Below are 24,632 nucleotides of genomic sequence, written 5' to 3'. Positions count from 1 at the left end.
CCGGATTCAGATTTCAGGTCAATTCGACCTGAAATCATCCTGCTCTAGCGCGCATCGCTGGAAATGAACTTCATGTGCCGGCTGACTTGCAGGGCGATGTAGACGACCAGCGAGCATCCGATCGGAAACACGATCTCAATGAGGCCGGTGGCGACAGCCTGCGGCAATGCCAGCGCAATGTCCTTGGCTGCGGCGGTCTCGATCGTCAGCGCCGTGATCCCGCCGCCGAACACCGCGCCGGCCAAGGCACCCGCCAGCATGAAATGCAGCGAGCGAGGTTCTTCCTTGGATGCCAGCGAAGCCAGCATCCAGCCCAGCAAACCATACTCGATCGCCCGCAACATACCGAGCGTGGTGAGCGACAGGATCACGGGCTTTGCCGATACATCAAGCGCGCTCACCATCACCTTTTGCGTACCTTTGGCGATGCCCATGGCCAGCGGCCCCGAGATCATGGCGATCAGGCCGCCAAGCGAGGCTCGCACCTTGGTGATCGCCGTGCCGAGGCTGACGCCGGCGCAGACGAAGAATGACCAGGTCACGCCTTGCGCCAAGTCGATCAGAACCTGGGTCGGGGCCGGGTGCGAACCTGCCGCAAATCCGGCAGTCAGAATAAGCGCTTCCATGGCGAAGCCGATTGCGATCGCCAGCCATGCGACTATCACGACTCGCCTGAGCGCCAGCCTGGCGCCATGAGAAAGTGGATGTGCGCCCGGCAGCCCGGACGAAAGCTCTATCGCAGCCATAGAGGCCCCCCAAAACCGAAATTTCTTGCAGAGCCGCCAGATAGGCTTTGTTTGTAACGGTCCGATGTTGCCTGCGAGCGCCCATGTTACACATGCTGTGACATAGATGCTGGCGAAATAGACCAGAACGGACACGACTATTCGAGAGATAGCTTGAGGGTCGCTTTTTGATGTCCCTGGCAGCGCCCTTGCCCGTTTCCGTACAGCGTATATATTTAGCCATGCACAACCAACCAAAGGCACCGGGTCTTGCCACTGAGCGTCCAGAAACGCCGCGAAAAACAAAAAGCCGAACTGCGTTCCGAATTGCTCGACGCAGCCCACAAGCTCGTCAAGGAAGAGGGCTATGAAGGCCTGACCATCCGCAAGTTGGCCAAGCGGGTCGGCTATGCTCCGATGTCGGTCTATTCCTACTTCGCCGACAAGCAAGACATCCTGTTTGCGCTGGCCGAGGATGCCTTCGAAACACTTGCCCGCCGCATCGAGGAGCATCCTTCCGACGATCCGATCGAGGCCTTGCGTGCGGTGATGACCGAATATGCTGCCTTCGGGCTCGGCAATCCCAACGAATACCGCACCGTGTTCATGACCGAAAAGACCAAGCTGCCGGAAGGCAGAAGCTATGAGGACATGGAAGAGGCCAACCCGGCGATGAAAGCGCTGATATCCAGGGTCGAGGCCTGCGTTGCTGCAGGCAAGCTGCAGGGCGATCCGCGCGCCATCGCCACCATGCTTTGGGCAGTCGGCCACGGCACCATCTCGCTTTTGATCACGTTCCCGTTCTACCCCTTCGGCGATCCACAGGCTTTCGTGACGCGGATGTGCGATTTCACACTCGCCACGCTCAGCACCCAGAATGTGCCGCCGCTGACCGAGACCCCGGTCGACTGCTGAGCATCCCCGCCCCTCCAATTCAACGTCCGGCCTGACAGCTTCGGCTGTGTCAGTGCGCCGCAATTTTCGGCATTCAAAAAAATTTGTCGTACGCGTACGTTTTTCGACTTGAAAACCCATCTCGGTGGACGTATGTGTACGTTGTATCGTACATGTACGAAAAAAGTTTAACCGATGGAGACTGACATGAACAAGACCCTTCTCGCCCTCGCCACCGTGCTGGCTCTCTCCGGCTCGGCTTTCGCCGCCAACAACACACACTCGACCAAGCAGGCCCCCGCCGCCACCTGCGTCGACACCACGACCAATGCCAAGCTCGATTGCGCCGTGACCGGCTCGGTCGAAAAGTCCGACGTCAAGGCCAAGAGCCCGCGTCTCGGCATCGAGATCAACCCATGGATCGTGCCGAGCACGTTCTAAGTTGATCGGGCTCGACCACAGCACAACGACTAATTTAAGGGCGGCAGGATAATCCCGGCCGCCCGTTTTTTCCTCAGCGCAAGTCGGCTTTTCCTGAGTTCAAACCTGGCGTAGCCGAACGGGTTATTTCTTGCGCGGTTTGCGACCCGGCACCGTCTTGGCCTTGCCGGGTCTTGCCGGCGCGCCTGGGATGGCGGTCGAGGTGATCGACACCGGATCGCTGGCCGGAAACGTGTCCTCGAGGCCTTCCTCGAGTTCCTCTTCGGCAGTCAGCTCGTGATGCTGCTCATGTTCGAGTGAGCGCACGGCGGACGTCTTGCCAGCTGACTTCGGCGGCGCTTTCGACGGCATCGTATGTTCTCCCTGATGGGGGAAGCAGAACGGCTTGACCCGTCAAACGTTCCTACGCCGCCGCGTCGCTGGCTGCTTCCGACAGGAAAGTAAAGACATAGTCCGAGAAGGAACGCCAGCACTCGACCCGGAAAGCGTCGGCTGCCGTGCGCAACAGCAGGATTTCGCACTTGCCGAGAATGGTGCGCGACGCCGCGCCCACCGGAAAAGCCTCGAGCGACAAATCCTGCGGGCAGCCTGCATTGATCGCGGCGGCAGCCGCCGGGCCGGTGACGGCGAAGGCGACGTTGCGGTGCGAGATGCCGACCGCCGAATGCAATGCGGCAACCCCAGCACGATCGGCCAGCGGATCCTTGCCAGCCTCATCGATGACCAGCCACTCGTCAGGGCCAAGCCATAGCGCCGTGCGCCCTGTCTTCGACGCCGAAGTTTTCGGCTGCTTCGGCAAGGTCAGGCCGAGCGCCTTCGACAGCGCCGCGACGGAAGCCTCCGGCGCGCGCAGCGACATGCGCTCCGCCGGCGGCAGCACCTCAACCTTGACATCCGTTGCGGAAACGACGCGTCCAGCCAGGGCCGGGCGGCGCTCGATGGACGGCGCTGCAGCTGGGGCCGTCTTCTTTGCAGCAGCCTTAGCCATTGAGGCGCCCTCCCGTCTCGTCGAAGAACACCGTGCCGGTAACCTCCACTTCGATCACCCCGTTCGGCATCGGCACATAGAGCGTGTCGCCCATCCGGTCGCGGCCGCCGGCAACCAGCGCCAGCGCGATCGAGCGACCGCAATTTTCCGACCAGTAGCTGGATGTGACGTGACCGATCATCTTCATCGGGATCGCCTGCTTCGGATCAGCGACGATCTGCGCGCCTTCCTCAAGCACCACTTTCGGGTCCTTGGTCTTCAAGCCGACCAGCTGCTTGCGGCCCTTGGCGACCAGATCGGGCCGCGTCAGGCCGCGGATGCCGACGAAATCGGTCTTCTTCTTGCCGACCGCCCAGTCGAGCCCGGCATCGTTCGGCGTCACCGTACCATCCGTGTCCTGGCCGACGATGATGTAGCCCTTTTCGGCGCGCAGCACGTGCATGGCCTCGGTGCCGTAGGCAGTAGCGCCATGCTTCTGGCCTTCGGCCCACAGCGCTTCCCAGACCGCCTGGCCGTGATCAGCCGGCACGTTGACTTCAAAACCGCGCTCGCCGGTGAACGACATGCGAAACAGCCTGGTCGGCACGCCGCAGATCTTGCCTTCGCGCACCGACATATGCGGCAGCGCCTCGTCCGACATGTCGATGCCTTCGACCAGCGGTGCAATGATGTCTCGCGACTTCGGCCCCTGCACGGCGATGACCGCCCATTGCTCGGTTATCGAGGTCAGCCAGACATTCAGATGCGGGAACTCGGTCTGGAGATAGTCCTCCATATGGTTCATGACGCGCGGCGCGCCACCCGTCGTGGTCGTCACATGAAAACGGTCCGGCGCCAGCCTGCCGACGACGCCGTCATCATAGATGAAACCATCCTCGCGCAGCATGATGCCATAGCGGCAGCGGCCGGGCTCAAGCTTCTCCCACGGATTGGTGTAGAGCAGTTCCATGAACCTGGCCGCATCCGGCCCGACCACTTCGATCTTGCCCAGCGTCGAGGCGTCGAACAGGCCGGCATTGCTGCGCACCACGACGCATTCGCGGTCGACCGCCTTGTGCATGTCCTCGCCGGGTTTGGGGAAATACCAGGCGCGCTTCCACTGCCCGACATCCTCGAACACCGCGCCTTGAGCTTCCGCCCAGGGATGGATCGCGGTCTTGCGTGTCGGGTCGAACAGCGGACCGCGCGAATGGCTGACGATCGCGCCGAAAGTAACAGGCGTATAGGGTGCGCGGAAAGTGGTCAGCCCGACCTCGGGGATCGGCTTGCCAAGCGTCTCGGCGGCAATCGCCAGGCCGTGCATGTTGGAGGTCTTGCCCTGGTCGGTCGCCATGCCGTTGGTGGTGAAGCGCTTGACGTGCTCGATCGAGCGCATGCCTTCATGCACCGCCTGGCGGATGTCCTTGGCGGTGACGTCGTTCTGGAAATCGACGAAGGCCTTGACCGTCTTGTCCGGCCCGGCGCCGGGCGCCGCGCCCAGCATGCCGCGCGACCAGCTTTCCGACGCGTCGACCTTCGGCTTTACGCCCTTGGCCACTTTGCCGCCCGCATCCTTCGCCGCCTTTGCGCCGGCCGCATAGGCCTCATCGATCGACGCCGAGAGCCCATCCGTACCGTTGCAGGCGCCGACCGAAACGCAGTCCTGCGCATAGATGCCCGGCACGAAGCGCTTGGTCTCGTCATTGAAGGCGACCTTGCCGCGCGACTGTGAGAACAGATGCACCGACGGCGTCCAGCCGGCCGACATCAGGATGGCGTCGACCGGAATGGTGCGCTCGCCGCCCCCATTCTTCGGCTGCACCGTCATCGAGGTCACGCGCAACTTGCCGCCGGCGCGGATCACCGCGCGGCCGAAATTGACCTCGATCCCGAGCGCCCTCGCCTCGTCGATCACAGGTCCGGTCGGATGGTCGCGCAGGTCGACGATCGCCGCCACGTTGACGCCGGCCTTCTTCAGGTCGATCGCGGCGGAGTAGGCCGAGTCATTTGCGGTGTAGACGCTGACATTTTTGCCGACCGCGACACCGTACTGGTTGAGATAAGTCCGCGCCGCCGAGGCCAGCATGATGCCGGGCCGGTCATTGTCGGCAAACACCATATGGCGTTCGATGGCGCCGGTCGCCAGCACCACGCGCTTGGCGCGTACCTGCCATAGGCGCTCGCGCGGCAAATCGTGGCCGGGGTTTTGCAGATGGTCGCTGACCCGCTCGACCAGGCCGACGAAGTTCTGCGCGTAGTAGCCGAACGCCGTCGTGCGCGACAAAACGCGGACATTGTCCAGGGCGGTGAGCTTGGCCACCGCGCCTTGCGCCCAGGCATAACCGTCCTGGCCGTCGATCTTCGCCCCGCTCTCGAAGCGCAGGCTGCCGCCGAAGCTGGCCTGTTCATCGGCGAGGATGACACGCGCGCCGGTTTCGGCAGCGGCGAGCGCTGCCGCAATGCCGGCCGCACCGCCGCCTAGCACCAGTACGTCGCAATGCGCATAGCGCGACGAATAATGGTCGGGATCTGGCTTGTCAGGCGAAACGCCGAGGCCGGCCGCGGCGCGGATCTTCGGCTCGTAGAGGCTCTTCCAGGCTGCCTTCGGCCACATGAAGGTCTTGTAGTAAAAGCCGGCCGAAAACAGCGGCGATGCAATGTCGTTGACCGCGCCGACATCGAAGGCCAGCGAAGGCCAGCGGTTCTGCGACTGCGCGACCAGCCCGTCATAGAGCTCCTGCACCGTGGCGCGGATGTTGGGCGCCTTGCGTGCCGCGTCGCGCTTGACCTCGACCAGCGCGTTGGGCTCTTCCGCTCCGGCCGACAGGAAGCCGCGCGGACGGTGATACTTGAACGAACGTCCCACCAGATGCACGCCATTGGCAAGCAGCGCCGAGGCCAGCGTGTCGCCTTCGATGCCGGTGTAAGACTGGCCGTCGAAAGAGAACCGCGCGGTCTTGGCCTGGCTGAGACGGCCGGCGCTTTGAATGCGGAACGCGCCGCTCATTTGGATGCCACTTCGTTGGAGTTTTTGGGCAGCTTGGACGGCTTCGGCTCGCCGGCTTTGTAAGTCATGACGAACTTGTCGGTGACGGTGTCGCGCACCGCATTGAAGAAGCGTGCGCAGCCATGGATGTGGCGCCAGCGCTCATAGATGATGCCCTTGGGGTTCGAGCGGATGAAGAAGAACTTTTCAAAATCGTCGTCGCTCTCGCCCGCCATGTTGGCCGAGCGCGCAATATGCGCCTCGCCGGCGCTACGGAACTCGAGCTCCGGGCGCTCTTCCTCGCAATAGGGGCAGCGGATGAGAAGCATTATCGTTCGTTCCTACAATTCGCCGTGGCCGACATGCGCGCCGGCCGGTTGGTTGCAAAGCCTCTGGCCCATCGCCGCAAAAGGCGCGACGAGCCGAATGCGCTCCTCCACGCTTGCGGCGGGGCGAAACAGCTCGCGATACGCCATGTTGCCGATCGTGAGCTGAAACGGATCGGTCGTCACGATGACGCTGCGCGGCTCGAATGTGTCGTCGTCGCCGAGATCGGAGGGCCTGTTCTCCATGAAGATGACCACCTTCTGGCCACCGCTCCACACGCATGCCAGAATGCCGGCGTCGATCGAAAACGGCCAATTGGCTTCGTTGCCGGCGCGGCTGATCGGCTGCGTCCGCACCTCGTCCGGTGACGGAAAATGGAACAGGTCCTGCTCCCCCGCCAGCACCAGCGGCACCGCTACAGCCAGTTCCACCATCATCAGTGCGCCACCGCCGCCGCTGCTGCCTCGTCGATGAGGCGCCCGGTGCGGAAGCGCTCGATGGTGAAGGGCGCGTTGATCGGATGCGGATCGTCCTTGGCAATCGTGTGGGCAAAGACATGGCCTGAGCCGGGCGTTGCCTTGAAGCCGCCCGTGCCCCAGCCGCAATTGACATAGAGGCCTGATACCGGCGTCTTGGCCAGGATCGGCGAACGGTCGGGCGTCACGTCGACGATGCCGCCCCACGAGCGCAGCATCTTCATGCGGGTGAAGATCGGGAACATCTCGCAGATGGCGTCCAGCGTATGCTGCAAAATGTGCAGGCCGCCGGTCTGCGAATAGGAGACATACTGGTCGGTACCGGCGCCGATCACCAGTTCGCCCTTGTCGGACTGCGAGATGTAGGCGTGCACCGTGTTCGACATCACCACGCACGGCACCACCGGCTTGACCGGCTCCGACACCAGCGCCTGCAGCGGATAGCTTTCCAGCGGCATGCGCACGCCGGCCATGTTCATGATCACCGAGGAGTGGCCTGCAGCCACCACGCCGACCTTCTTGGCGCTGATGAAGCCGCGCGTCGTGTCGACGCCCATGACCGCGCCATTGGCCGCCCGCTTGACGCCGGTGACCTCGCAATTCTGGATGATGTGCACGCCGCGCGCCGAAGCGCCGCGCGCATAGCCCCAGGCCACCGCATCGTGACGCGCCGTGCCGCCTCGCCGCTGCAAGGCGGCGCCGACGACGGGATAGCGCGCCTGCCTGGAAATGTTGAGCGGCGGGCAGAATTCCTTCGCCTGCTCAGGCGTCAGCCATTCATTGTCGATGCCGTTGAGACGGTTGGCATGGACATGGCGCTTCAGCACCTGGATGTCGTGCACATTGTGCGCCAGCATCATGACGCCGCGCGCCGAATACATGACGTTGTAGTTGAGTTCCTGGGAGAGCCCATCCCACAGCTTCAGCGCATGGTCGTAAATGCCGGCGCTCTCGTCGTAAAGGTAGTTGGAGCGGATGATGGTGGTGTTGCGCCCGGTGTTGCCGCCGCCTAGCCAGCCCTTTTCCAGCACCGCGACATTGGTGATGCCGTGCACGGTGGCGAGATAGTAGGCGGTGGCCAGGCCATGACCGCCGGCGCCGACGATGATGACGTCATATTCCTTCTTCGGCTCCGGCGAGGACCATTGTTCCTCCCAGCCCTTGTGGCCGCGCATGGCCTCGCGGGCGATGGCGAATACCGAATATTTTTTCAACGTTCCAGCCTCGCAATGGCGATGGGGTATTTTACGCAGCCCCGGCGCGCGAGGTGTATCACTAGCGAAACGGCGCTTCCACCCTTGCGCTGTTTGCGACGGCGCTTGCCGTTTTGCGCCGCGGCGGAAAAGACCTGCCCGGGCTGGCAGGCATGGCTGCGTTCGGACACACTGGCGATCGCGAGACTCTGGAGGACGAATATGGGCAACGCCTGGTGGAATCTGACCTTGCGTTTCCTGCTGGAACTTGCCGCGTTGCTTGGCCTCGGCTTTGCCGGCTGGAGCCTCTCCGGCGGATGGTGGCGCTGGCTCTTCGCCTTGGCCTTGCCGTTCATTGCAGCTGCGCTGTGGGGAACCTTCGCGGTGCGCGGCGATCCGAGCCGGTCCGGACGCGCGCCGGTTCCTGTACCAGGCGCAGTCAGGCTGGTGCTTGAACTGGCCATCCTGTTTGGCGGTGCAGCCGGATTCTATGCCGCCGGTCACACAACCACGGGCGTTGTCATCACGCTGCTCATCGCCATCAGCTACGCATTTTCGCTCGACCGCCTCGGCTGGCTGCTGAAGCAATAGTCCGGCGCGCGGCGCTTGTGCCGCTGCGAAGCCATTCAGCAAGTCGAGCACGTATCGGGTGGCTAGCACCGTCCCGAACTGCGATCAACATCCCGGTTGCCGGCACAGCCGGCGCGATGAAAGGATGTAAGAAAATGTTCGTACTCACCAATAAAATAGCGATCGTCACCGGCGCCAGTTCCGGCATCGGCCGCGCCACCGCAAAACTCTTCGCCGAAGAAGGCGCCAGGGTCGTCATCGCCGCCCGCCGCCAGGCCGAACTCGATGCGCTGGTCGTCGAAATCGAGAACGCCGACGGCACGGCAGTCGCGCTTGCCGGCGATGTCCGCGACGAAGCCTATGCAAAAGCCCTCGTCGATCTCGCCGTCGAAAAATTCGGCGGGCTCGATATCGCCTTCAACAATGTCGGCTCCGTCGGAACGATGGGTCCGATTTCGGAACTGTCGCTGGACGGATGGCGCGAGACGCTCGACGCCAATCTGACCAGCGCCTTTCTCGGCGCGAAATACCAGGTGCCGGCGATGGTCGAACGCGGCGGCGGATCGCTGATCTTCACCTCGACCTTCGTCGGTCACACAGTCGGCATGCCGGGCATGACCAGCTATGCCGCGAGCAAGGCCGGACTGATCGGCCTGACGCAGGTACTGGCCGCCGAATACGGCCCCAGGGGCGTGCGGGTCAACGCGCTGATGCCGGGTGGCACCGACACCCCGTCGGCAACATTCAAGACGCCGGAATCACGCGCTTTCGTGGAAAACCTGCATGCCTTGAAACGTGTCGCTGTGCCTGAAGAGATCGCCCGCGCTGCGCTCTTCCTGGCATCGGATGCGTCGAGCTTCACCACAGGATCGGCGCTGTTTGCCGATGGCGGCGTCTCGATCACCCGGACGTGAAGCATTTCGCGGGCCATCGCCCGCGCCGATCAGCCATAGAACCCGAAACCGGACTTGCTTTTTCCACGCGATTTGGCGATTCGGTTTCGGGTGAGGAGGACGGACATGCTGCTGATCAGGACCTATGTCGCCCAGAGCGCAATCGAAGGCGTCGGCGTGTTCGCCGCCGAGCCGATCAGGAAGGGCGCCTCGATATGGCGGCTCGATCCGGATTTCGACCGGCTGATCCCGATGGACAAATACGAGGCGGCGCCGCCGCACCTCAAGGAATTGCTCGACCGCTATGCCTATCCGAGCCCCGACCGTCCCGGCTTCATGGTCTATGAAGTCGATAATGGCCGCTTCATGAACCACGCCGAGCGGCCGAACACGGATTTTTCGCAATATGGCGGCGCCACCGCCACTCGAGATATATCAGCCGGCGAGGAAATTACCTGCGATTACGGCGAATTCTTCGAGGATTTCGCACGGCTCCATCTGGCCAACGCCTAGTTGGCGCCCTATCTCGGGGCTGCCGTGGCAAATTGGCGGTTGTCCTTCATTTCCAGTGTGGACAGCGCGGCCTGATTCTGCTATCAGCCGCCACAATTCGTGGTGTAAAGCGCCGCGGAGGCATGTGGCTATGGTCACTTGCCTGTTGATATCAAACCCGAAAGACAGGATTGCCCGTGCAGGTACTCGTCCGCGACAATAACGTTGATCAGGCGCTTCGCGCTCTCAAGAAGAAGATGCAGCGCGAAGGCATTTTCCGCGAAATGAAGATGCGCGGCCATTACGAGAAGCCTTCCGAGAAGCGCGCCCGTGAAAAGGCCGAAGCCGTTCGCCGCGCCCGCAAGCTGGCCCGCAAGCGCGCCCAGCGCGAAGGCCTGCTGCCGATGACGCCGCGCCCGGTTGCTGCCGGCGCCGCCGGTGGTCCTGGTGGTGCTCCGCGTCCGCCGCGGTTCTGACGCCAATTTTTCGTCCTTTTCGAAGGATACTCTGAGGTGGCGCGATGCGGAATCGCCGCCACCTTTTTGTTTGGAGCGCCGCCATTCTGTTGGAGGCCGTTCCCTTGAACGCGCAAACGGCGTTCTAGATTTTGTTACGACAATCTGTGACCCGGCCCGGAGGGGGACCTGGACGGCGCGGCTGAAGTGAGGACAGGGCAGACATGAACGCAATCGGCGTAGAGCGCAAAACCACAATGCGCGGTTTGGCCCTGGCGGCAGCCCTGATGTCCGGCCTGGTGCTGGCCGGTTGCCAGAGCGTTCCGACCGGCGAATTCAACAACATCGACAAGGCGCAAGGCTCGAGCGAGAACATCTCCTCGCTGTCGGCGGTGATCCAGCGCAATCCGCAGGATCCGGAAGGCTACAATGTGCGCGGCTCGGCCTATGGCCGTGGCGGCCAGTATCAGGCGGCGCTGAAGGATTTCGACACCGCCATCCAGCTCAACCCGAATTTCTACCAGGCCTATTCGAACCGGGCGCTGATCCAGCGCTTCCTCGGCAACCAGGCGGCCGCCCTTGCCGACTACAACCGCTCGATCCAGATCAATGCAAATTATGACGCCGCCTATATCGGCCGCGGCAACCTCTATCGCAAGGCCGGCCAGACCCAGCAGGCCTTCAACGATTTCCAGAAGGCGATCCAGCTCGACACCACGGATGCCCGCGCCTACCACAATCGCGGCCTGATCTATCAGAGCCAGGGCCAGCACAAGTTTGCCATCGAGGATTTCTCGACCGCCATCTCGCTGGCGCCGGACGCCGCCGAACCCTATAATGGCCGCGGCCTCTCCTATCTCGCCATGAATGACGAGGACAACGCCTTCTCCGACTTCAACATGGCCATCAAGCTCGACGGCAAGAACGCCGAAGCCTGGTCCAACCAGGCGCTGATCTACGAGCGCCGCGGCGACAAGGTCAAGGCCTCGAAGGCCTACCGCGAAGCCGTCCATCTCGACCCGACCTACCAGCCGGCCAAGGACGGCCTGTCGCGCACATCGGGCGCCACCGCCGGCTGAGATGCGGCCGCGCGCCGCCATCGGCGGCCTTTTATAACAACGTTCCATTCCTGATGCAGTGCGCCGCGTGAGCGGTTTCTCCCCGGGAAAGCGCAGAGCCCGTCCCCTAGGGATTGCGTATCCAGAAAACCCCACTATCACCCAATCTTAACCACCGGGGGCAAAGCGTTAACCCTTGCCTTGATCGCGCCAAGTTTTCAGCGGAACGCTCCGGGCCATTCAACCGTTGTTGAAGGCATTTTCGAAAGGACTGACCCATGATCAAGAAAATCATCTGTGCCGCGGCACTTGCCACGACGCTGCTTGCCGTTCCCGCCAGCGCCGGCAAGCTTCAGCTCGGCACGCTCGATTGCACCATCGACGGCGGCGTCGGTTACGTCATCACGTCGAACAAGGGCGTCGACTGCACGTTCCGCCCTTATCACCATGGGCCGTCCGAGAAATACACGGGGATGATCTCCAAGCTCGGCGTCGATCTCGGCCAGACGCATCAGGGCCAGCTGGTGTGGGCGGTTCTGGCCGCCACCCGCGGCCATGACGAGGGCGACCTTGCCGGCCATTATTACGGCGTCAACGCCGAGGCGAGCGTGGTGACCGGCGGCGGCGCCAATCTGCTGGTCGGCGGGCTCGACGGCGCCTTTGTGCTGGAGCCGCTCAGCGTCCAGGCGCAGACCGGCGTCAATGTAGCGGTCGCCGTGACCTCCCTGGAACTGATCCACTCGTTCAAATAAGCATCGGCAAATAAGGATCGACTGATCCCTCTACGCGCGGCGCGGAACAGGTTACTGTTTCGCGCCGTATGCTTGTTGGGGGATCCGCCGTGCTGAAACCAGCCATCGCCGCCGCTATCACCATCATCTGTACCGCCCAGGCCCAAGCGCAAGGCCAGGGTATCGAACTCGGTGTGCTCGATTGCGCCATCGGCGGCGGCACCGGCTTCATCTTCGGCTCCAGTAAGGATCTGAGCTGCACCTTCACGCCGGCCGACAAGAGCTTTTCGCCGGAAGCCTATTTCGGCGCCGTCAACAAATACGGGCTCGACATCGGCACCACCAAGCAGACCGTCATGCAATGGCTGGTGCTGACGCCGCTGAGGAACATCTATGCGCCCGGCGCGTTGGCCGGCGACTATATCGGCGCCAGCGCCGAAGTGACCGCGGCGGTCGGCGCCGGCGCCAATCTCCTGGTCGGCGGCTCCTCGCAGGCCTTCACCCTGCAGCCGCTCAGCCTGCAGACGCAGACCGGTATCAACATTGCGATCGGCGTCAGCCAGTTTCAGCTGCGCAGCATTGAGAACTGACCGGCGCATCAAGCGGAGAGGCTTCCGGCCAATCTCGACCGTTTTCACTTCGATAAAAAGCCACTTGAGCTCAACTGCGCTTGAGGTTTTACAACTCGCCTGACTGAAACAGCGCGCATGGCCCCGCCGGAAAGCCCGACTGGCTTCTGGCGCCATGCGCCGGCATCGAGATATGCAAAGGCAGGGTAAAGAATGACTGAAATCACCAGCAACAAGGTCGACTGGCGGGCATTGTGGGCAAGCGGCGAGCTCGCGCGCTTCTGCTTCATCAGCCTCGGCATCCTGCTGCACGCCACCAACGAGACGATGGTGGCGACGGTCATGCCGGCCATGGTCGGGGACCTCGCCGGTGTGCAGTTCGTCGGCTGGTCGCTGGCCGTCTACGAGCTCGGCGCCATTGTCGCTGGCGCAGCGGCCGGGCGGCTGGTCAGCTATGTCGCTCTACGCTCCAACGTCACGGTCGCCGCCCTGCTCTATGCCGTGGGCGCACTGATCTGCGCCACCGCGCCGTCCATGCCGGTGTTTCTTGGCGGCCGTCTGGTCGAGGGTCTCGGCGGCGGTGCGCTGGTGTCGCTGGCCTTCGTCTCGGTCGAGCGGCTGTTTAACCGCAGCATCTGGCCACAGCTGTTCGGCATCATGTCGGCGATCTGGGGCGTCGCCGCCTTCAGCGGCCCGATGCTCGGCGCGATCATGGTCGAGCTCCTGTCCTGGCGCTGGGCCTTCGGCGTCTTCGTGCTGGGTGGCATCGCCATGGCATCGGCAAGCTTCATCGTCCTGAACACGCCGGAAGCGACGAAGCCGCAAGCCGCCGCCGGCACCTCGCCGCCCTTCCCCTTTGCAGCACTTGGCTGCCTCGCCATCGCCGTCGTGCTGATCGCCACCGCAGGCGTCGACGTCGCCTTGCTTCGATCGTCGCTGCTGCTGGTCCTCGGCCTCGCCGGCCTGGCGCTGTTCGTTTTCGTCGACGCCATGAAGCCGCAATCGCGACTGTTCCCGTCGGGCCTGTTCTCATGGCGCTCGCCGGTCGGCAGCGGCATGAGCATGGTTGCCGCCTTCTCGGTGGCGACAGTCTCTTTTTCCATCTACGGGCCGCTTCTGCTTACCACGCTGCACGGCATCCCGATCCTGACCACAGGCTACATCATCGCCGCCGAATCGATCGCCTGGTCAATCCTGTCGATCGCCGTCGCCAATGCGCCGCTGCAGCGCGAACGGCAGATCCTCGTCATCGGCGCGCTGATGATTGCAGCCGGCCTCGCCGGTTTCGCCTATGCCATCCCCGCCGGCTCGATCCCGGTGATCCTGCTCTGCGCTTTGTTGCAAGGCGGTGGCTTCGGCGTGTCATGGCCCTTCCTGACCCGCATCATCGTTGCCTCCGCCCGCGACGGCGAGCAGACGATCGCCTCGGCCGCCGTGCCGACCATGCAGCGCATCGGCTACGCCGTGGGCGCCGCCATGGCCGGAATCATCGCCAATGCCAGCGGCTTTTCGGACGGGCTGAACCGCGAGGCAGCAGCGCACGTCGCCGGCTGGCTGTACCTGGCCTTCGTGCCACTTGGCATTGTCGGTTGCCTGGCGGCGTTGAAGATGGCTTTGGCGGCACGCCGGCCGCAATTGGCGACAGGCTGAGGGCACGGCGGATCGAGAATTTGGCGACAGCATTCCGCCGGCGCTGTCGGCGTCAAATGCCCTCGGCCACAAGGCTGCCTGCAAGACCATGGCCTGCCCGATTGCGGAACCGGCGGCCGCTCAGGCTTGCAAACGCTCGGCGATGAGCGCGGCGAGCCGCGCCGCCACCTCGTCCTTGCCCATCTCAGGCCATTCCTCGACGCCGTCCTTCGAGACGATGCGCACCTTGTTGCGGTCGCCGCCCATGACGCCGGTGGGGCCGACGCCGCTTTCATGCGAGACATCGTTGGCGACAATGAAATCGGCGCCCTTCTTCTTCAGCTTGGCCTCGGCATTGGCAATCAGGTCCTGCGTCTCGGCGGCGAAGCCGACAACCAGCCCCGGGCGTTGCCCGTGATGACCGACGCTGGCGAGAATGTCGGGGTTTTCGACCATTTGCAGCGCCGGTGGGCCCTGGCCCGCCACCTTCTTGATCTTCTCGCCGGCCGTGCCAGCGGTGCGCCAGTCGGCGACGGCAGCTACGAAGACCGCGGCGTCCGCCGGCAACAACTGTTCGACGGCCGCTTTCATCTCGGCCGCGGTCTCCACATGCGTCGTCACAACGCCGGCCGGATCGGCAATGCCAACCGGACCGGAGACCAGGCGTACATCCGCGCCCAGTCTTGCCAGCGCTGCCGCAATCGCATGGCCCTGCTTGCCCGAAGAGCGGTTGGCGATGTACCGCACCGGGTCGATCGGCTCATGCGTCGGCCCCGAGGTGACGATGATCCTGCGGCCGGCCAGCGGCTTCGGCCTGCTGTCGAGCAGTGCCTCGATCACTGCCACGATCTCCAGCGGCTCGGCCATGCGGCCCTCGCCCGCCTCGTTGCTTTCCGCCATCTCGCCCTTGGCCGGGCCGACGAAGGCGATGCCATCCTTGGCGAGCGTCGCCCGGTTGCGGCTCGTCGCGGCATGCGACCACATTTTCGGGTTCATCGCCGGCGCCATCAGCACCTTCTTGTCGGTGGCGAGCAGCACCGTCGAGGCCAGATCGTTGGCATGGCCGTTGGCGAGCTTGGCCATCAGATCGGCAGTGGCCGGCGCCACTACCAGAAGGTCGGCCTCGCGCGACAGGCGGATATGGCCGACATCGTGCTCGTCATTGCGGTCGAACAATTCGCTGAAGACATGGTCGGCCGAAAGCGCGCCGACCGAAAGCGTGGTGACGAACTCCTGCGCCGCCGATGTCATCACGACGCGCACCGCCGCACCGCGCTCGCGCAGCCGGCGGATCAGGTCCAGCGCCTTGTAGGCGGCGATGCCGCCGCCGATGATCAGCAGGATGCGCTTGCCGTCGAGGGTTTTGTGCGTTTTTGTGGATTGACCTCGCTCGGGCAGATCGATGTCAAAACCTCCATGAGGCTCAACCAAGCGGCGGATTGTTGCATAGAGGGTTTCGCTCTCGGGCATGCCGGCTTCCGCCGACAGCACGCTTTTGGCAAGCGCATCACGCGCCTCTTCCTCCATCGACACCCCGCGCGCCGCAGCGCGCTCACGCAATTTCTGCTTCACGTCGTCAGCTAGATTGCGGACAGTAATGGTGCCCATGACTTGCTCCGCGACATCAATAGCGCGACTGCAACGCTAGCACCACCGTTGCTAGCGTTGCAAGCGATCAAAGCAGCTTCCACGCGATGTAAACCAGCGTCAGCGCGATCACCCACAGCGCCAGCCGGCCCGAGCGGGTGTAACGGGCTTCGGCCTTGCCGATGGCGCGTGATGTCACCTCGTCGAAGCGGAGGCCGTGCTCCGCCATAAAATCGATCTCGCGCGACAGCCGCTCGGTGCGGGCGGCAAGATCGGGCACCTGGCGGGCCAGCGCCAGCAGCGCCTTGGCGCCGTCGCGCGCGTCCATCAGCAGGCCGCTCGGCCCGAGATTGCCGGCGATCCACTGGCCGACCACCGGCTCGGCCGTCTTCCACATGTTGAAGGCCGGGTCGAGCGTACGCGCGACGCCCTCCACCACCACCATGGTCTTCTGCAACAGGATCAGTTCCGACCGCGTGGCCATATCGAACAATTCGGTGACCTCGAACAGCAGCGTCAAAAGCTTGGCCATCGAAATGGTCTCGGCCGGCTGGCCGTGGATCGGCTCGCCGATGGCGCGGATCGCCTGCGCGAAAGCCGCGACATTGTGCTGGCGCGGCACGTAGCCGGCCTCGAAATGCACCTCGGCGACGCGCAGATAGTCGCGCGTGATGAAGCCGTAGAGGATTTCGGCGAGGAACCGGCGCTCCTTCTTGCCGAGCCGTCCGGCAATGCCGAGATCGACGGCGACAATATTGCCATTGGCCTCGACGAACAGATTGCCTGGATGCATGTCGGCATGGAAGAAGCCGTCCCGCAGCGTGTGACGCAGGAACGACTGGATCAGGTTGGTGGCGATCGCCTTCAGATCGTGGCCCGCCGCAGCGAGGCCGGCGATGTCGTTCATCTTGACGCCGTCGACCCATTCCATGGTCAGCACATCGCGCCCGGTGCGCTCCCAGTCGACCGACGGCACGCGAAAGCCCGGGTCATCCTTGGTGTTTTCGCCAAGTTCCGAAAGCGCTGCCGCCTCGAGCCTCAGATCCATCTCGATCTTGGTGGTTTGCGCCAGCGTCTCGGTCACCTCGACGGGCCGCAGCCGGCGCGACGACGGGATGTATTTCTCCTGCAGCCGGGCGGCGAGGAAATAGCTTTCGAGATCCTGAAAGAAGCGGCGGCGCACGCCAGGCCGGATCACCTTCACCGCCACCTTGGTATCGACACCGTCATGCATGGCCTGCGCGGGATGGACCTGGGCGATGGAGGCCGCCGCGACCGGCCCGCCGAACTGCGTATAGAGTTCGCCGATCTTGCGCCCGAGCGAGCCCTCGATCGCCGCCACCGCTTCCGCCTGCGAAAAAGTGTGCATCTTGTCCTGCAGCATGGCGAGGTCGAGCGCCATGTCGTTGCCGACGACATCGGGCCGCGTCGCCAGGAACTGGCCGAGCTTGACGTAGGAGGGTCCGAGCCGGACCACCGCCTTGGCCAGCCGGTCGCTGCGCTCATAAGCGAGTGCGCGGCGGCGGGTGAAGAGCCGGGCCATGCGCCAGCCGAATTTCGGCAGGCCGCCGAGTTCGTCGCCCGGCAATGCTGCGATCACGCCTTCGCGAACCAGCACCCAGCCGGCCCGTGCGAGCCGAAAGGCGGCGCCGACGCTGCTCATCGCCTACCCTGCTGCTGCAAACTGTGGTGCCTCAAAGCTTCCAGCCCGAATGCAGGGCGGCAATGCCGCCGGAATAGTTGCGGAACGACACGCGCTCGAAGCCCGCGCGGGTGATCATGGCAGCAAAGTTCTGCTGATTGGGAAATTTGCGGATCGATTCGACCAGGTAGGAATAGGGTTCGCCCTCGCCCGTCACCATCTTGCCGATCTGCGGAATGGCGTTGAACGACCAGGCTTCGTAGACCTTGTCCAGCAGCGGCATCTCGACCTCGGAAAACTCCAGGCACAGGAACCGTCCGCCGGGCTTCAGCACGCGAAAGGCTTCCGTCAGCGCGACATCGATGCGCGGCACGTTGCGGATGCCGAATGCGATGGTGTAGGCGTCAAAGGTGCTATCGGTGAAAGGCAGTTCCTCGGCATTGGCCTCGACGAAATCGGTGTTGCCGGACAGGCCCTTTTTCTCCGCGCGGTCACGGCCGACGCTGAGCATCGAGCCGTTGATGTCGAGCACCGTGGCATGCGTGTTGCCATGGCTGGCGTCTACAATGCGGAAGGCGATGTCGCCGGTGCCGCCCGCCACGTCAAGCACTTTCCAGCCCGGACGTTTCGGCGGATTGAGCCATGTCACCATGGCATCCTTCCACAGCCGGTGCAGCCCGGCCGACATCAGGTCGTTCATCAGGTCGTAGCGGTTCGCCACCTTGTGGAAAACCTCATTGACCAGAGGCTGCTTGTCGCCTGGCCCTACCTTCTTGAAACCATAGGAGGTTTCCATGCCGCCCGCGGCCGTGGTTCTCTCAACTGACATTATTTTGATCCGTCATAAAACCGGCGGGACCATAGCCGATCGATGGTGCGGGCGCTATTGTTTAAGGCGCGGTGTTCGGCCGCGCTTCCAGGTGGTGGGCTTACGGCCTGGACTGATGAGACGGGATAACTGCATGCCTTTGAAAGCGGAACTGCACTGCCACATCGAGGGGGCAGCGGCGCCCGAACTCGTCGTCCGCCAGGCGCAGAAATACGGCAAGGACACCTCGCTTTATATCCAGAACGGCTCGTTCGTCTGGCACGACTTCACCTCTTTCCTCGCGGCTTACGACTTTTCCGCCGACCTGTTCCGCTCCGAGGAGGATTATGCCCGCCTCGCCGACCATTATCTGACCAGCCTTGCCCGCGACGGCGCCATCTATTCCGAAGTCTTCACCTCGACCGACCATGCCGTCAGGGCCGGCCTGTCGCCCAAGGCCTACACCGATGCGCTCGGCGAAGGCATGCTGCGCGCCAAAGCCAAGACCGGCATAGAGGGCCGCATGATCGTCACCGGCGTACGCCATGTCGGCGTCGAATCGATCGAGCAGGCGGCGCGTTTTGCGGCGCGCTGCGGAAATCCGCTGGTCACCGGCTTCGGCGTCGCCGGCGATGAACGCATGGGCGAGATGGAGGATTATGTCAGGGCCTTCGAGATCGCCCGTGAAGCGGGTCTTGGCATCACCATCCATGCCGGCGAGTTGACCGGCTGGGAGACGGTGCAGGCCGCACTCGACCACATCCGCCCCTCGCGCATCGGCCATGGCGTGCGCGCCATCGAAAATCCCGACCTGGTGCGCCGCATCGCCGATGAGGGCATCGTGCTCGAATGCTGCCCCGGCTCCAACATCGCGCTCAAAGTCTACGACAGTTTCGCCGATCACCCTTTGCCTGCCCTGCAGGCGGCCGGCTGCAAGGTGACGCTGAACTCCGACGACCCACCCTATTTCTGGACCTCGCTGAAGCGCGAATACGACATCGCCGCCGAGCATTTCTCCATGAATGAAAAAGCTTTGACCGCCGTCACCAGGACGGCGATCGAAGCGGCTTTCGTCGACAGGAAGACGAAAAGCGCGCTGCTTGCCCGGCTCGATGCGAAGAGGTGACTGGTGACTGGTTTGCCGGCGGTTCGGCCTGTCAACGGCAATGATCGATCCATCGGGACTCGCAAACCTGCTCACTATTCACTATTCACTATTCACCATTCACTGGAGCAACCCATGCAGGGCGTCACCGTCGTCGACCACCCGCTTGTCCAGCACAAGCTGACCATCATGCGCAAGAAGGAGACGTCGACCGCCGGCTTCCGGCGACTGCTGCGCGAGATCTCGCTGCTGCTCGGCTACGAGGTCACCCGCAACCTCGAACTGACGACGACGACCATCGAAACCCCGATGGAAACCATGGAAGCGCCGACGCTGGAAGGCAAGAAGCTGGTCTTCGCCTCGGTGCTGCGCGCCGGCAATGGCCTGCTCGAAGGCCTGCTCGACCTGGTCCCGGCGGCCCGCGTCGCCCATGTCGGCCTCTACCGCGATCACGAAACGCTGGAGGCGGTGGAATATTTCTTCAAGGCGCCGAGCGATCTCGCCGACCGGCTGGTGATCGTCGTCGATCCGATGCTGGCGACCGCGAACTCGGCCATCGCGGCCATCGACAAGCTGAAGGAGCGCGGAGCCACCAACATCCGCTTCCTTTGCCTGCTGGCGGCGCCAGAAGGCATCGAGCGCTTCACCAAGGCGCATCCGGATGTCCCGGTCTTTACCGCTTCCATCGACCGCCAGCTCAACGAGAAGGGCTACATCATGCCCGGCCTCGGCGATGCCGGCGACCGCATGTACGGAACCAAATGACGGCGGCTGGCAAGGCCAGCTGGCATCCAGTCGTTTACCGCCCGTTTACGCAAAGCCGCGGTTTCGGGTTGGCGTTAAAGCGGCAAACACCATGTGCGCACGAGAATGGGCCTTCACGAAGGTCCGTTCATGCTGCGCAAGCTTCTCATTCTGGGCGTGTTCGCCGGAACGTCGGCATCGATCCCGATCGTCTATCAGTCGAACCCGCAGATTCTCGACAACCTGTTGAAGTCGACCGTCGCCGGCAAGCCGCAACCGCAGCCCGAGCTGAGCCTCGCCTCGGTTCCCGATAAGCCGGCCGCACCGCTGCCCACTGGGCGCAAAGTATTGGTGGCGGCCGACGAGCGCGGCCATTTCACCTCCGCCTTCAAGCTCAACGGCCGCCAGGTCGACGGCATGATCGACACCGGCGCCACTTTGGTCGCCATCAACACCTCGACGGCGCGCCGCATCGGCATCTCGCTCAACCCGTCGGACTTCAACCAGCAGGTCAACACCGCCAATGGCGCGATCAGGGCCGCCGTGGTCAACATCGATCGCCTGCAGATCGGCAAGATCAGCGTCGACAACGTCCAGGCGGTAGTGCTCGACGACAAGGCTCTGCGCACCAACCTCATTGGCATGAGCTTTTTGCAGCGGCTGGCAAAATACCAGGTCGAAAACGGCACACTGTTGCTGGTGCAGTAGCGCGTTCCGCTACCCGCGCGGCAGCACGCGCCGGATGACAGTCTTGTCGGTGGCTGGTTTCGACGCCCCGATCGTATAGGCCGAAAGCACGGCGGCTGCGGCCGCTTCGGCCTCCACTTGCGTGCGGGCGTGGACCAGCGCCAGCGGCTCGCCGGCCCGCACCTCGGCGCCGAGCGGCAGCAGCCTGGTGATGCCGACCGCATGGTCGATCCTGTCGTCCGGCCGCGTGCGCCCGCCACCGAGCCCGACCACAGCAAGGCCGATATCGCGGGTGGCAATAGCGGTGGCAAAACCGTTGCCTGTCGCCTTGACCGCAAACTCCACCGCCGCTTTCGGCAGGTATTTTTCCGGCTTCTCGACGAAATCGGCGGGACCGCCTAGGGCTGCGACCATACGCGCGAAGGCGGCTGCCGCGCGGCCGCCGGCCAGCGTCTCGGCCGCGCGCCTGAGACCGTCCTGATTGGAGGACGCCAGCCCTGCCGATTGCAGCATCTCGGCGGCCAGCGCCAGCGTCACATCCTCCAGTCGCTTGTCGCGGAGCCTCCCGGTGAGGAAATCGACGGCGTTGCGCACCTCGACCGCGTTGCCGGCCGCCGACGCCAGCGGCTCGTTCATACCGGTGACCAGCGCCGAGGCCTTCAGGCCGGCGCCGTTGGCGATCTCGACCAGGCTGTTGGCCAGTGCTGTCGCGTCGCGCGACTTCTCCATGAAGGCGCCATTGCCGACCTTGACGTCGAGCACCAGCGACTGCAGGCCGGCCGCGAGTTTCTTCGACAGAATAGAAGCAGTGATCAGCGGCACCGATTCCACCGTTCCGGTCACATCGCGGATCGCATAGAGGCGACGGTCGGCGGGCGCGAGATCGGCGGTCTGGCCGATGATGGCACAGCCGGTCTCGAGCACCGTCTTGCGGAAGCGCGCGATATCCGGCTGGCTGATATAGCCCGGGATGGCATCCATCTTGTCCAGCGTGCCGCCGGTATGGCCAAGGCCCCTGCCGGATATCATCGGCACATAGGCGCCGCAAGCGGCGACGATCGGCGCCAGCATCAGCGAGACATTGTCGCCAACGCCGCCGGTCGAATGTTTGTCGGTGACCGGACCCGGCAGGTCCGACCAGTCGAGCACATCGCCGGAATCGCGCATGGCGAGCGTCAGCGCCACCGCCTCGTCGCGGTTCATGCCGTTGAAGAACACCGCCATGGCAAAGGCGCCGACCTGACCGTCCGAGACGCTGCCCGAAGTCACGCCGGCGACAAAGGCCGAAATCTCCTGCGCCGACAGTTTCTGGCCATCGCGCTTGCGGCGGATGATTTCCTGGGGAAGCATCAGGCGTCGCCCTTCAGCTCCGGCAACCCATCCTGGAACACATGCGCAAGGATCGTCGCCAACCGTGCGCCGCCGATCGGCGCAATGTCCTTGGTCTCCTGGTGCGACAGTTCCGCCCCGGTCATCCCGGCGGCGAGATTGGTGATCACCGAACAGGCGGCTACGCGAAGCCCAAGGAAGCGGGCGAGAATGACCTCCGGCACGGTCGACATCCCTACCGCATTGGCGCCCATGACGCGCGCCATGCGGATTTCAGCAGGGGTTTCGAAGCACGGACCGGAAAACCACATATAGACGCCCTTGTGCAGCGCCGTCCCTGTCGCCTTCGCCGCCCGTTCGATCGCCGCGCGCAGGCCGGCATCATAGGCTTCGGTCAGGCCGACGAAGCGGCGGTCGCTAGGCTCGCCGATCAGCGGGTTGGAGCCGGAGAAATTGATGTGATCGGTGATCAGCATCACCGATCCAGGCAGCATGTCGGGATCGACCGAGCCGGCGGCATTGGTAAGGATCAGCTTGGTGATGCCGATGCCGGCAAGCACCTCCAGCGCCGGCCGCATCGCCGCAGCAACGCCGTGCTCGTAATAATGGGCGCGGCCGGACAGCATCAGCACCGGCGTGCCGGCGAAAAGCCCCGCGACCACCTCGCCGGCATGGCCAGTCACCCCGCTGCGGGGGAAACCCGGCAGGTCGGCATAAGAGATGCGCACGGCATTTTCGACCTGGTCGACAAGCCCGCCAAGGCCCGACCCCAGCACCATCGCCGTTGTCGGCGCCAACCCGTCCAGCCTTTCAACGAGGTGGTCCAGAGCTTCCTTCATATCAGCCAACTCTCACTTCAAAATGTCGCCACGAAACCCGTAGGGCAGCATGTCGCCCATCGTCACGGTCTCGACCACGCCGGTGTTGTCGCAAAGATAGAGCTTCGTGTCCGGCCGGCAGAACTCCGCCAGCCTTTGCCGGCAGCCGCCACAGGGCGAGCATTTGGCCATGCGCGAGGCAATGACGGCGATCTCGACGATCTTGCCGCCGCCGCCCATGATGTAATGGCCGAGCGCCGTGGTCTCGGCGCACCAGCCTTCCGGATAGGACGCGACCTCGATGTTGACGCCGGTGAAGACACGGCCGTCTTCGGTGCGCAACGCCGCACCCACCGGAAACTTCGAATAGGGCGCGTAGGCCTTGGCCATGGCCTCCTGCGCGGCTTCGAACAGATCATGCGACATCTAGACGTTCTCTCCGACGATCGTGGTCAAAACCCGGCCATTTGCGTTTTCCTGGCGCCTTTCGAGCACCAGCCGCATGTTCGACACAGTGCTCCTGGGCGCCCGGATCAACGTTCCTTGACATAAGGCACGCCGCCGGCGCGCGGCGGGATCGCCTTGCCGATGAAGCCGGCAAGCAGGATCACGGTCAGCACATAGGGCAGCGCCTGCATGAACTGCACCGGCACCTTGCCGATCAACGGCAGCGGCGAACCCTGCAGGCGGATCGCCGCCGCGTCGAGGAAGCCGAACAGAAGACAGGCGAACATGGCGTTCACCGGTCGCCATTTGGCAAAGATCAGCGCCGCCAGTGCGATGTACCCCTTGCCCGCGGTCATGTCCTTCACGAAGCCGCCATTCTGCACCATCGAGAGGTAGGCGCCGGCAATGCCGGTCAGCACACCGGTGCAGATCAGGGCCCGGTAGCGCAGCCAAGCGACCGAAATGCCGGCGGTGTCGACGGCGGCCGGGTTCTCGCCGACGGCGCGTAGGCGCAGGCCGAAGCGGGTGCGAAACAACACCCACCAGGTGAACGGCACCATGGCGAAAGCGAGATAGACCAGGATCGAATGGCCAGAGAGCAGCTCGGAATAGATCGGCCCTATGATCGGCACGTCGTGGATCGCGGCAGCACCAGGCAGAGTGATGGCCTCGAAACGCTCGCCCGGCTGCAGCGCCGGCGTTCGCCCGCCCTGCTGGAACCAAGCTTGGCCCAGAATGATGGTCGAGCCGGCGGCGACGAAGTTGATGGCCACACCGGAGACGATCTGGTTGCCGCGATGGGTGATCGAGGCGAAGCCGTGCACCAGGGCAAAGGCGACCGACATCACGATCGCCATGCCGAGACCGAGGAAGGCCGAATGGAAGACCGAAGCGGCGGCCGCACCTGCAAAGGCGCCGACCAGCATCTTGCCTTCCAGCCCGATGTCGAAAACGCCGGCGCGTTCCGAATAGAGGCCGGCGAGGCAAGCGAGTAGCAGCGGCACCGACAGGCGTATGGTCGAGTCCAGGATCTGCACGATGGCGATGAAGACGTCCATC

General features: G+C 63.9%; 27 protein-coding genes. 13 read left to right on the top strand and 14 right to left on the bottom strand.

Going from position 1 to position 24,632, the window contains the following annotated elements:
- Nucleotides 1-44: 44 nt before the first annotated feature.
- Nucleotides 45-746, bottom strand: coding sequence for a hypothetical protein (locus tag NKH54_RS01690; protein WP_023700998.1), 702 nt, complete (start codon nt 744-746; stop codon nt 45-47).
- Nucleotides 747-995: 249 nt separating this feature from the next.
- Between NKH54_RS01690 and NKH54_RS01685 the strand changes: the two genes are divergently transcribed.
- On the top strand, nt 996-1,640 hold the full coding sequence (locus NKH54_RS01685) for a TetR/AcrR family transcriptional regulator (RefSeq protein ID WP_023671149.1): 645 nt from the start codon (nt 996-998) through the stop codon (nt 1,638-1,640).
- A gap of 186 nt (nt 1,641-1,826) precedes the next feature.
- A complete protein-coding gene (locus NKH54_RS01680) occupies nt 1,827-2,060 on the top strand; it encodes a DUF680 domain-containing protein (RefSeq protein ID WP_023671148.1) in 234 nt (77 codons plus the stop codon).
- Nucleotides 2,061-2,183: 123 nt separating this feature from the next.
- Here the strand turns inward: NKH54_RS01680 and NKH54_RS01675 are convergent, their stop codons facing one another.
- From NKH54_RS01675 to NKH54_RS01650, 6 genes are read right to left on the bottom strand one after another with little or no spacing between them, the layout of a single operon-like run.
- Nucleotides 2,184-2,411, bottom strand: a complete 228-nt coding sequence (locus NKH54_RS01675) for a hypothetical protein (RefSeq protein WP_353027630.1) — start codon at nt 2,409-2,411, stop codon at nt 2,184-2,186.
- Between the two features lie 52 nt (nt 2,412-2,463).
- Nucleotides 2,464-3,048, bottom strand: coding sequence for a sarcosine oxidase subunit gamma (locus NKH54_RS01670; RefSeq protein ID WP_023820628.1), 585 nt, complete (start codon nt 3,046-3,048; stop codon nt 2,464-2,466).
- On the bottom strand, nt 3,041-6,034 hold the full coding sequence (locus NKH54_RS01665; RefSeq protein ID WP_353027629.1) for a sarcosine oxidase subunit alpha: 2,994 nt from the start codon (nt 6,032-6,034) through the stop codon (nt 3,041-3,043). The genes NKH54_RS01670 and NKH54_RS01665 overlap by 8 nt, the downstream gene beginning before the upstream one ends.
- Entirely contained in the window at nt 6,031-6,342 is a 312-nt protein-coding gene (locus NKH54_RS01660; RefSeq protein ID WP_353027628.1) for a sarcosine oxidase subunit delta, read from the bottom strand. The genes NKH54_RS01665 and NKH54_RS01660 overlap by 4 nt, the downstream gene beginning before the upstream one ends.
- A gap of 12 nt (nt 6,343-6,354) precedes the next feature.
- Complete coding sequence (locus tag NKH54_RS01655) at nt 6,355-6,777, bottom strand: hypothetical protein (protein WP_023820626.1); 423 nt, start codon at nt 6,775-6,777, stop codon at nt 6,355-6,357.
- Entirely contained in the window at nt 6,777-8,030 is a 1,254-nt protein-coding gene (locus NKH54_RS01650; protein ID WP_023671142.1) for a sarcosine oxidase subunit beta, read from the bottom strand. Before NKH54_RS01650 ends, NKH54_RS01655 begins: the two co-directional genes overlap by 1 nt.
- Nucleotides 8,031-8,231: 201 nt before the next feature.
- Here NKH54_RS01650 and NKH54_RS01645 point away from each other — a divergent pair, with 201 nt between their 5' ends.
- The 8 genes from NKH54_RS01645 to NKH54_RS01610 all read left to right on the top strand — a co-directional run bounded on the left by NKH54_RS01645 (nt 8,232) and on the right by NKH54_RS01610 (nt 14,427).
- The gene (locus tag NKH54_RS01645) at nt 8,232-8,600 is read left to right on the top strand and encodes a YrdB family protein (protein WP_023671141.1); all 369 of its coding nucleotides are present in this window, start codon (nt 8,232-8,234) and stop codon (nt 8,598-8,600) included.
- 134 nt (nt 8,601-8,734) lie between these two features.
- Entirely contained in the window at nt 8,735-9,493 is a 759-nt protein-coding gene (locus NKH54_RS01640) for an SDR family oxidoreductase (protein WP_353027627.1), read from the top strand.
- 105 nt (nt 9,494-9,598) lie between these two features.
- A complete protein-coding gene (locus tag NKH54_RS01635) occupies nt 9,599-9,985 on the top strand; it encodes an SET domain-containing protein (protein ID WP_023740928.1) in 387 nt (128 codons plus the stop codon).
- A 176-nt stretch (nt 9,986-10,161) separates the two neighbouring features.
- Entirely contained in the window at nt 10,162-10,440 is a 279-nt protein-coding gene (gene rpsU, locus NKH54_RS01630) for a 30S ribosomal protein S21 (protein WP_023671138.1), read from the top strand.
- Nucleotides 10,441-10,643: 203 nt separating this feature from the next.
- A complete protein-coding gene (locus tag NKH54_RS01625) occupies nt 10,644-11,498 on the top strand; it encodes a tetratricopeptide repeat protein (RefSeq protein ID WP_023686462.1) in 855 nt (284 codons plus the stop codon).
- A 257-nt stretch (nt 11,499-11,755) separates the two neighbouring features.
- The gene (locus NKH54_RS01620; RefSeq protein ID WP_023671136.1) at nt 11,756-12,229 is read left to right on the top strand and encodes a DUF992 domain-containing protein; all 474 of its coding nucleotides are present in this window, start codon (nt 11,756-11,758) and stop codon (nt 12,227-12,229) included.
- 89 nt (nt 12,230-12,318) lie between these two features.
- Nucleotides 12,319-12,798: a DUF992 domain-containing protein gene (locus NKH54_RS01615; RefSeq protein WP_023671135.1), complete on the top strand. Its 480-nt coding sequence runs from the start codon at nt 12,319-12,321 to the stop codon at nt 12,796-12,798.
- A gap of 192 nt (nt 12,799-12,990) precedes the next feature.
- A complete protein-coding gene (locus NKH54_RS01610; protein WP_353027626.1) occupies nt 12,991-14,427 on the top strand; it encodes an MFS transporter in 1,437 nt (478 codons plus the stop codon).
- 120 nt (nt 14,428-14,547) lie between these two features.
- On the opposite strand, the gene coaBC is transcribed toward NKH54_RS01610, so the two are convergent.
- From coaBC to ubiE, 3 genes are all read right to left on the bottom strand, one after another.
- On the bottom strand, nt 14,548-16,014 hold the full coding sequence (gene coaBC / locus NKH54_RS01605; RefSeq protein ID WP_023744160.1) for a bifunctional phosphopantothenoylcysteine decarboxylase/phosphopantothenate--cysteine ligase CoaBC: 1,467 nt from the start codon (nt 16,012-16,014) through the stop codon (nt 14,548-14,550).
- Nucleotides 16,015-16,081: 67 nt separating this feature from the next.
- Complete coding sequence (gene ubiB / locus NKH54_RS01600; RefSeq protein ID WP_353027625.1) at nt 16,082-17,656, bottom strand: 2-polyprenylphenol 6-hydroxylase; 1,575 nt, start codon at nt 17,654-17,656, stop codon at nt 16,082-16,084.
- Between the two features lie 31 nt (nt 17,657-17,687).
- On the bottom strand, nt 17,688-18,464 hold the full coding sequence (ubiE, locus tag NKH54_RS01595) for a bifunctional demethylmenaquinone methyltransferase/2-methoxy-6-polyprenyl-1,4-benzoquinol methylase UbiE (RefSeq protein ID WP_023691856.1): 777 nt from the start codon (nt 18,462-18,464) through the stop codon (nt 17,688-17,690).
- 133 nt (nt 18,465-18,597) lie between these two features.
- On the opposite strand from ubiE, the gene NKH54_RS01590 reads away from it, so the two are divergent.
- The 3 genes from NKH54_RS01590 to NKH54_RS01580 all read left to right on the top strand — a co-directional run bounded on the left by NKH54_RS01590 (nt 18,598) and on the right by NKH54_RS01580 (nt 21,000).
- Entirely contained in the window at nt 18,598-19,569 is a 972-nt protein-coding gene (locus NKH54_RS01590) for an adenosine deaminase (RefSeq protein ID WP_353027624.1), read from the top strand.
- A gap of 114 nt (nt 19,570-19,683) precedes the next feature.
- Nucleotides 19,684-20,313 carry a uracil phosphoribosyltransferase gene (upp, locus tag NKH54_RS01585; RefSeq protein ID WP_023671129.1) on the top strand — a complete coding sequence of 210 codons (630 nt, stop codon included), beginning with the start codon at nt 19,684-19,686 and terminating at the stop codon, nt 20,311-20,313.
- Between the two features lie 129 nt (nt 20,314-20,442).
- Nucleotides 20,443-21,000 (top strand): TIGR02281 family clan AA aspartic protease, encoded by a 558-nt coding sequence (locus NKH54_RS01580; protein WP_353027623.1) that lies wholly within the window; start codon nt 20,443-20,445, stop codon nt 20,998-21,000.
- 9 nt (nt 21,001-21,009) lie between these two features.
- On the opposite strand, the gene deoA is transcribed toward NKH54_RS01580, so the two are convergent.
- The 4 genes from deoA to NKH54_RS01560 form a co-directional block, all read right to left on the bottom strand.
- Nucleotides 21,010-22,329: a thymidine phosphorylase gene (deoA, locus tag NKH54_RS01575; RefSeq protein ID WP_352803009.1), complete on the bottom strand. Its 1,320-nt coding sequence runs from the start codon at nt 22,327-22,329 to the stop codon at nt 21,010-21,012.
- Nucleotides 22,329-23,147 (bottom strand): purine-nucleoside phosphorylase, encoded by an 819-nt coding sequence (locus tag NKH54_RS01570; protein ID WP_023733523.1) that lies wholly within the window; start codon nt 23,145-23,147, stop codon nt 22,329-22,331. The genes deoA and NKH54_RS01570 overlap by 1 nt, the downstream gene beginning before the upstream one ends.
- A 12-nt stretch (nt 23,148-23,159) precedes the next feature.
- Complete coding sequence (gene cdd / locus NKH54_RS01565; protein ID WP_353027622.1) at nt 23,160-23,552, bottom strand: cytidine deaminase; 393 nt, start codon at nt 23,550-23,552, stop codon at nt 23,160-23,162.
- 107 nt (nt 23,553-23,659) lie between these two features.
- Nucleotides 23,660-24,631 (bottom strand): ABC transporter permease, encoded by a 972-nt coding sequence (locus NKH54_RS01560; RefSeq protein WP_023683182.1) that lies wholly within the window; start codon nt 24,629-24,631, stop codon nt 23,660-23,662.
- Between the last annotated feature and the right edge of the window lies 1 nt (nt 24,632).

This window comes from Mesorhizobium sp. M1004, from assembly GCF_040318795.1.
Lineage (GTDB): Bacteria > Pseudomonadota > Alphaproteobacteria > Rhizobiales > Rhizobiaceae > Mesorhizobium.
The sequence above is the reverse complement of the archived record's forward strand: the minus strand, read 5'-3'. Positions and strand labels throughout refer to the sequence as shown.

What these genes read in the sequence shown, in the direction of transcription:
- NKH54_RS01690 (WP_023700998.1), bottom strand. Translation starts at nt 746, where the DNA reads ATGGCTGCGATAGAGCTTTCGTCCGGGCTGCCGGGCGCACATCCACTT.
- NKH54_RS01625 (WP_023686462.1), top strand. Translation starts at nt 10,644, where the DNA reads ATGAACGCAATCGGCGTAGAGCGCAAAACCACAATGCGCGGTTTGGCC.
- ubiB (WP_353027625.1), bottom strand. Translation starts at nt 17,656, where the DNA reads ATGAGCAGCGTCGGCGCCGCCTTTCGGCTCGCACGGGCCGGCTGGGTG.
- NKH54_RS01620 (WP_023671136.1), top strand. Translation starts at nt 11,756, where the DNA reads ATGATCAAGAAAATCATCTGTGCCGCGGCACTTGCCACGACGCTGCTT.
- NKH54_RS01675 (WP_353027630.1), bottom strand. Translation starts at nt 2,411, where the DNA reads ATGCCGTCGAAAGCGCCGCCGAAGTCAGCTGGCAAGACGTCCGCCGTG.
- coaBC (WP_023744160.1), bottom strand. Translation starts at nt 16,014, where the DNA reads ATGGGCACCATTACTGTCCGCAATCTAGCTGACGACGTGAAGCAGAAA.
- NKH54_RS01645 (WP_023671141.1), top strand. Translation starts at nt 8,232, where the DNA reads ATGGGCAACGCCTGGTGGAATCTGACCTTGCGTTTCCTGCTGGAACTT.
- upp (WP_023671129.1), top strand. Translation starts at nt 19,684, where the DNA reads ATGCAGGGCGTCACCGTCGTCGACCACCCGCTTGTCCAGCACAAGCTG.
- NKH54_RS01560 (WP_023683182.1), bottom strand. Translation starts at nt 24,631, where the DNA reads ATGGACGTCTTCATCGCCATCGTGCAGATCCTGGACTCGACCATACGC.
- deoA (WP_352803009.1), bottom strand. Translation starts at nt 22,329, where the DNA reads ATGCTTCCCCAGGAAATCATCCGCCGCAAGCGCGATGGCCAGAAACTG.
- NKH54_RS01590 (WP_353027624.1), top strand. Translation starts at nt 18,598, where the DNA reads ATGCCTTTGAAAGCGGAACTGCACTGCCACATCGAGGGGGCAGCGGCG.
- NKH54_RS01635 (WP_023740928.1), top strand. Translation starts at nt 9,599, where the DNA reads ATGCTGCTGATCAGGACCTATGTCGCCCAGAGCGCAATCGAAGGCGTC.
- NKH54_RS01570 (WP_023733523.1), bottom strand. Translation starts at nt 23,147, where the DNA reads ATGAAGGAAGCTCTGGACCACCTCGTTGAAAGGCTGGACGGGTTGGCG.
- NKH54_RS01580 (WP_353027623.1), top strand. Translation starts at nt 20,443, where the DNA reads ATGCTGCGCAAGCTTCTCATTCTGGGCGTGTTCGCCGGAACGTCGGCA.
- ubiE (WP_023691856.1), bottom strand. Translation starts at nt 18,464, where the DNA reads ATGTCAGTTGAGAGAACCACGGCCGCGGGCGGCATGGAAACCTCCTAT.
- cdd (WP_353027622.1), bottom strand. Translation starts at nt 23,552, where the DNA reads ATGTCGCATGATCTGTTCGAAGCCGCGCAGGAGGCCATGGCCAAGGCC.
- NKH54_RS01610 (WP_353027626.1), top strand. Translation starts at nt 12,991, where the DNA reads ATGACTGAAATCACCAGCAACAAGGTCGACTGGCGGGCATTGTGGGCA.
- NKH54_RS01660 (WP_353027628.1), bottom strand. Translation starts at nt 6,342, where the DNA reads ATGCTTCTCATCCGCTGCCCCTATTGCGAGGAAGAGCGCCCGGAGCTC.
- NKH54_RS01670 (WP_023820628.1), bottom strand. Translation starts at nt 3,048, where the DNA reads ATGGCTAAGGCTGCTGCAAAGAAGACGGCCCCAGCTGCAGCGCCGTCC.
- NKH54_RS01640 (WP_353027627.1), top strand. Translation starts at nt 8,735, where the DNA reads ATGTTCGTACTCACCAATAAAATAGCGATCGTCACCGGCGCCAGTTCC.
- NKH54_RS01665 (WP_353027629.1), bottom strand. Translation starts at nt 6,034, where the DNA reads ATGAGCGGCGCGTTCCGCATTCAAAGCGCCGGCCGTCTCAGCCAGGCC.
- NKH54_RS01680 (WP_023671148.1), top strand. Translation starts at nt 1,827, where the DNA reads ATGAACAAGACCCTTCTCGCCCTCGCCACCGTGCTGGCTCTCTCCGGC.
- NKH54_RS01655 (WP_023820626.1), bottom strand. Translation starts at nt 6,777, where the DNA reads ATGATGGTGGAACTGGCTGTAGCGGTGCCGCTGGTGCTGGCGGGGGAG.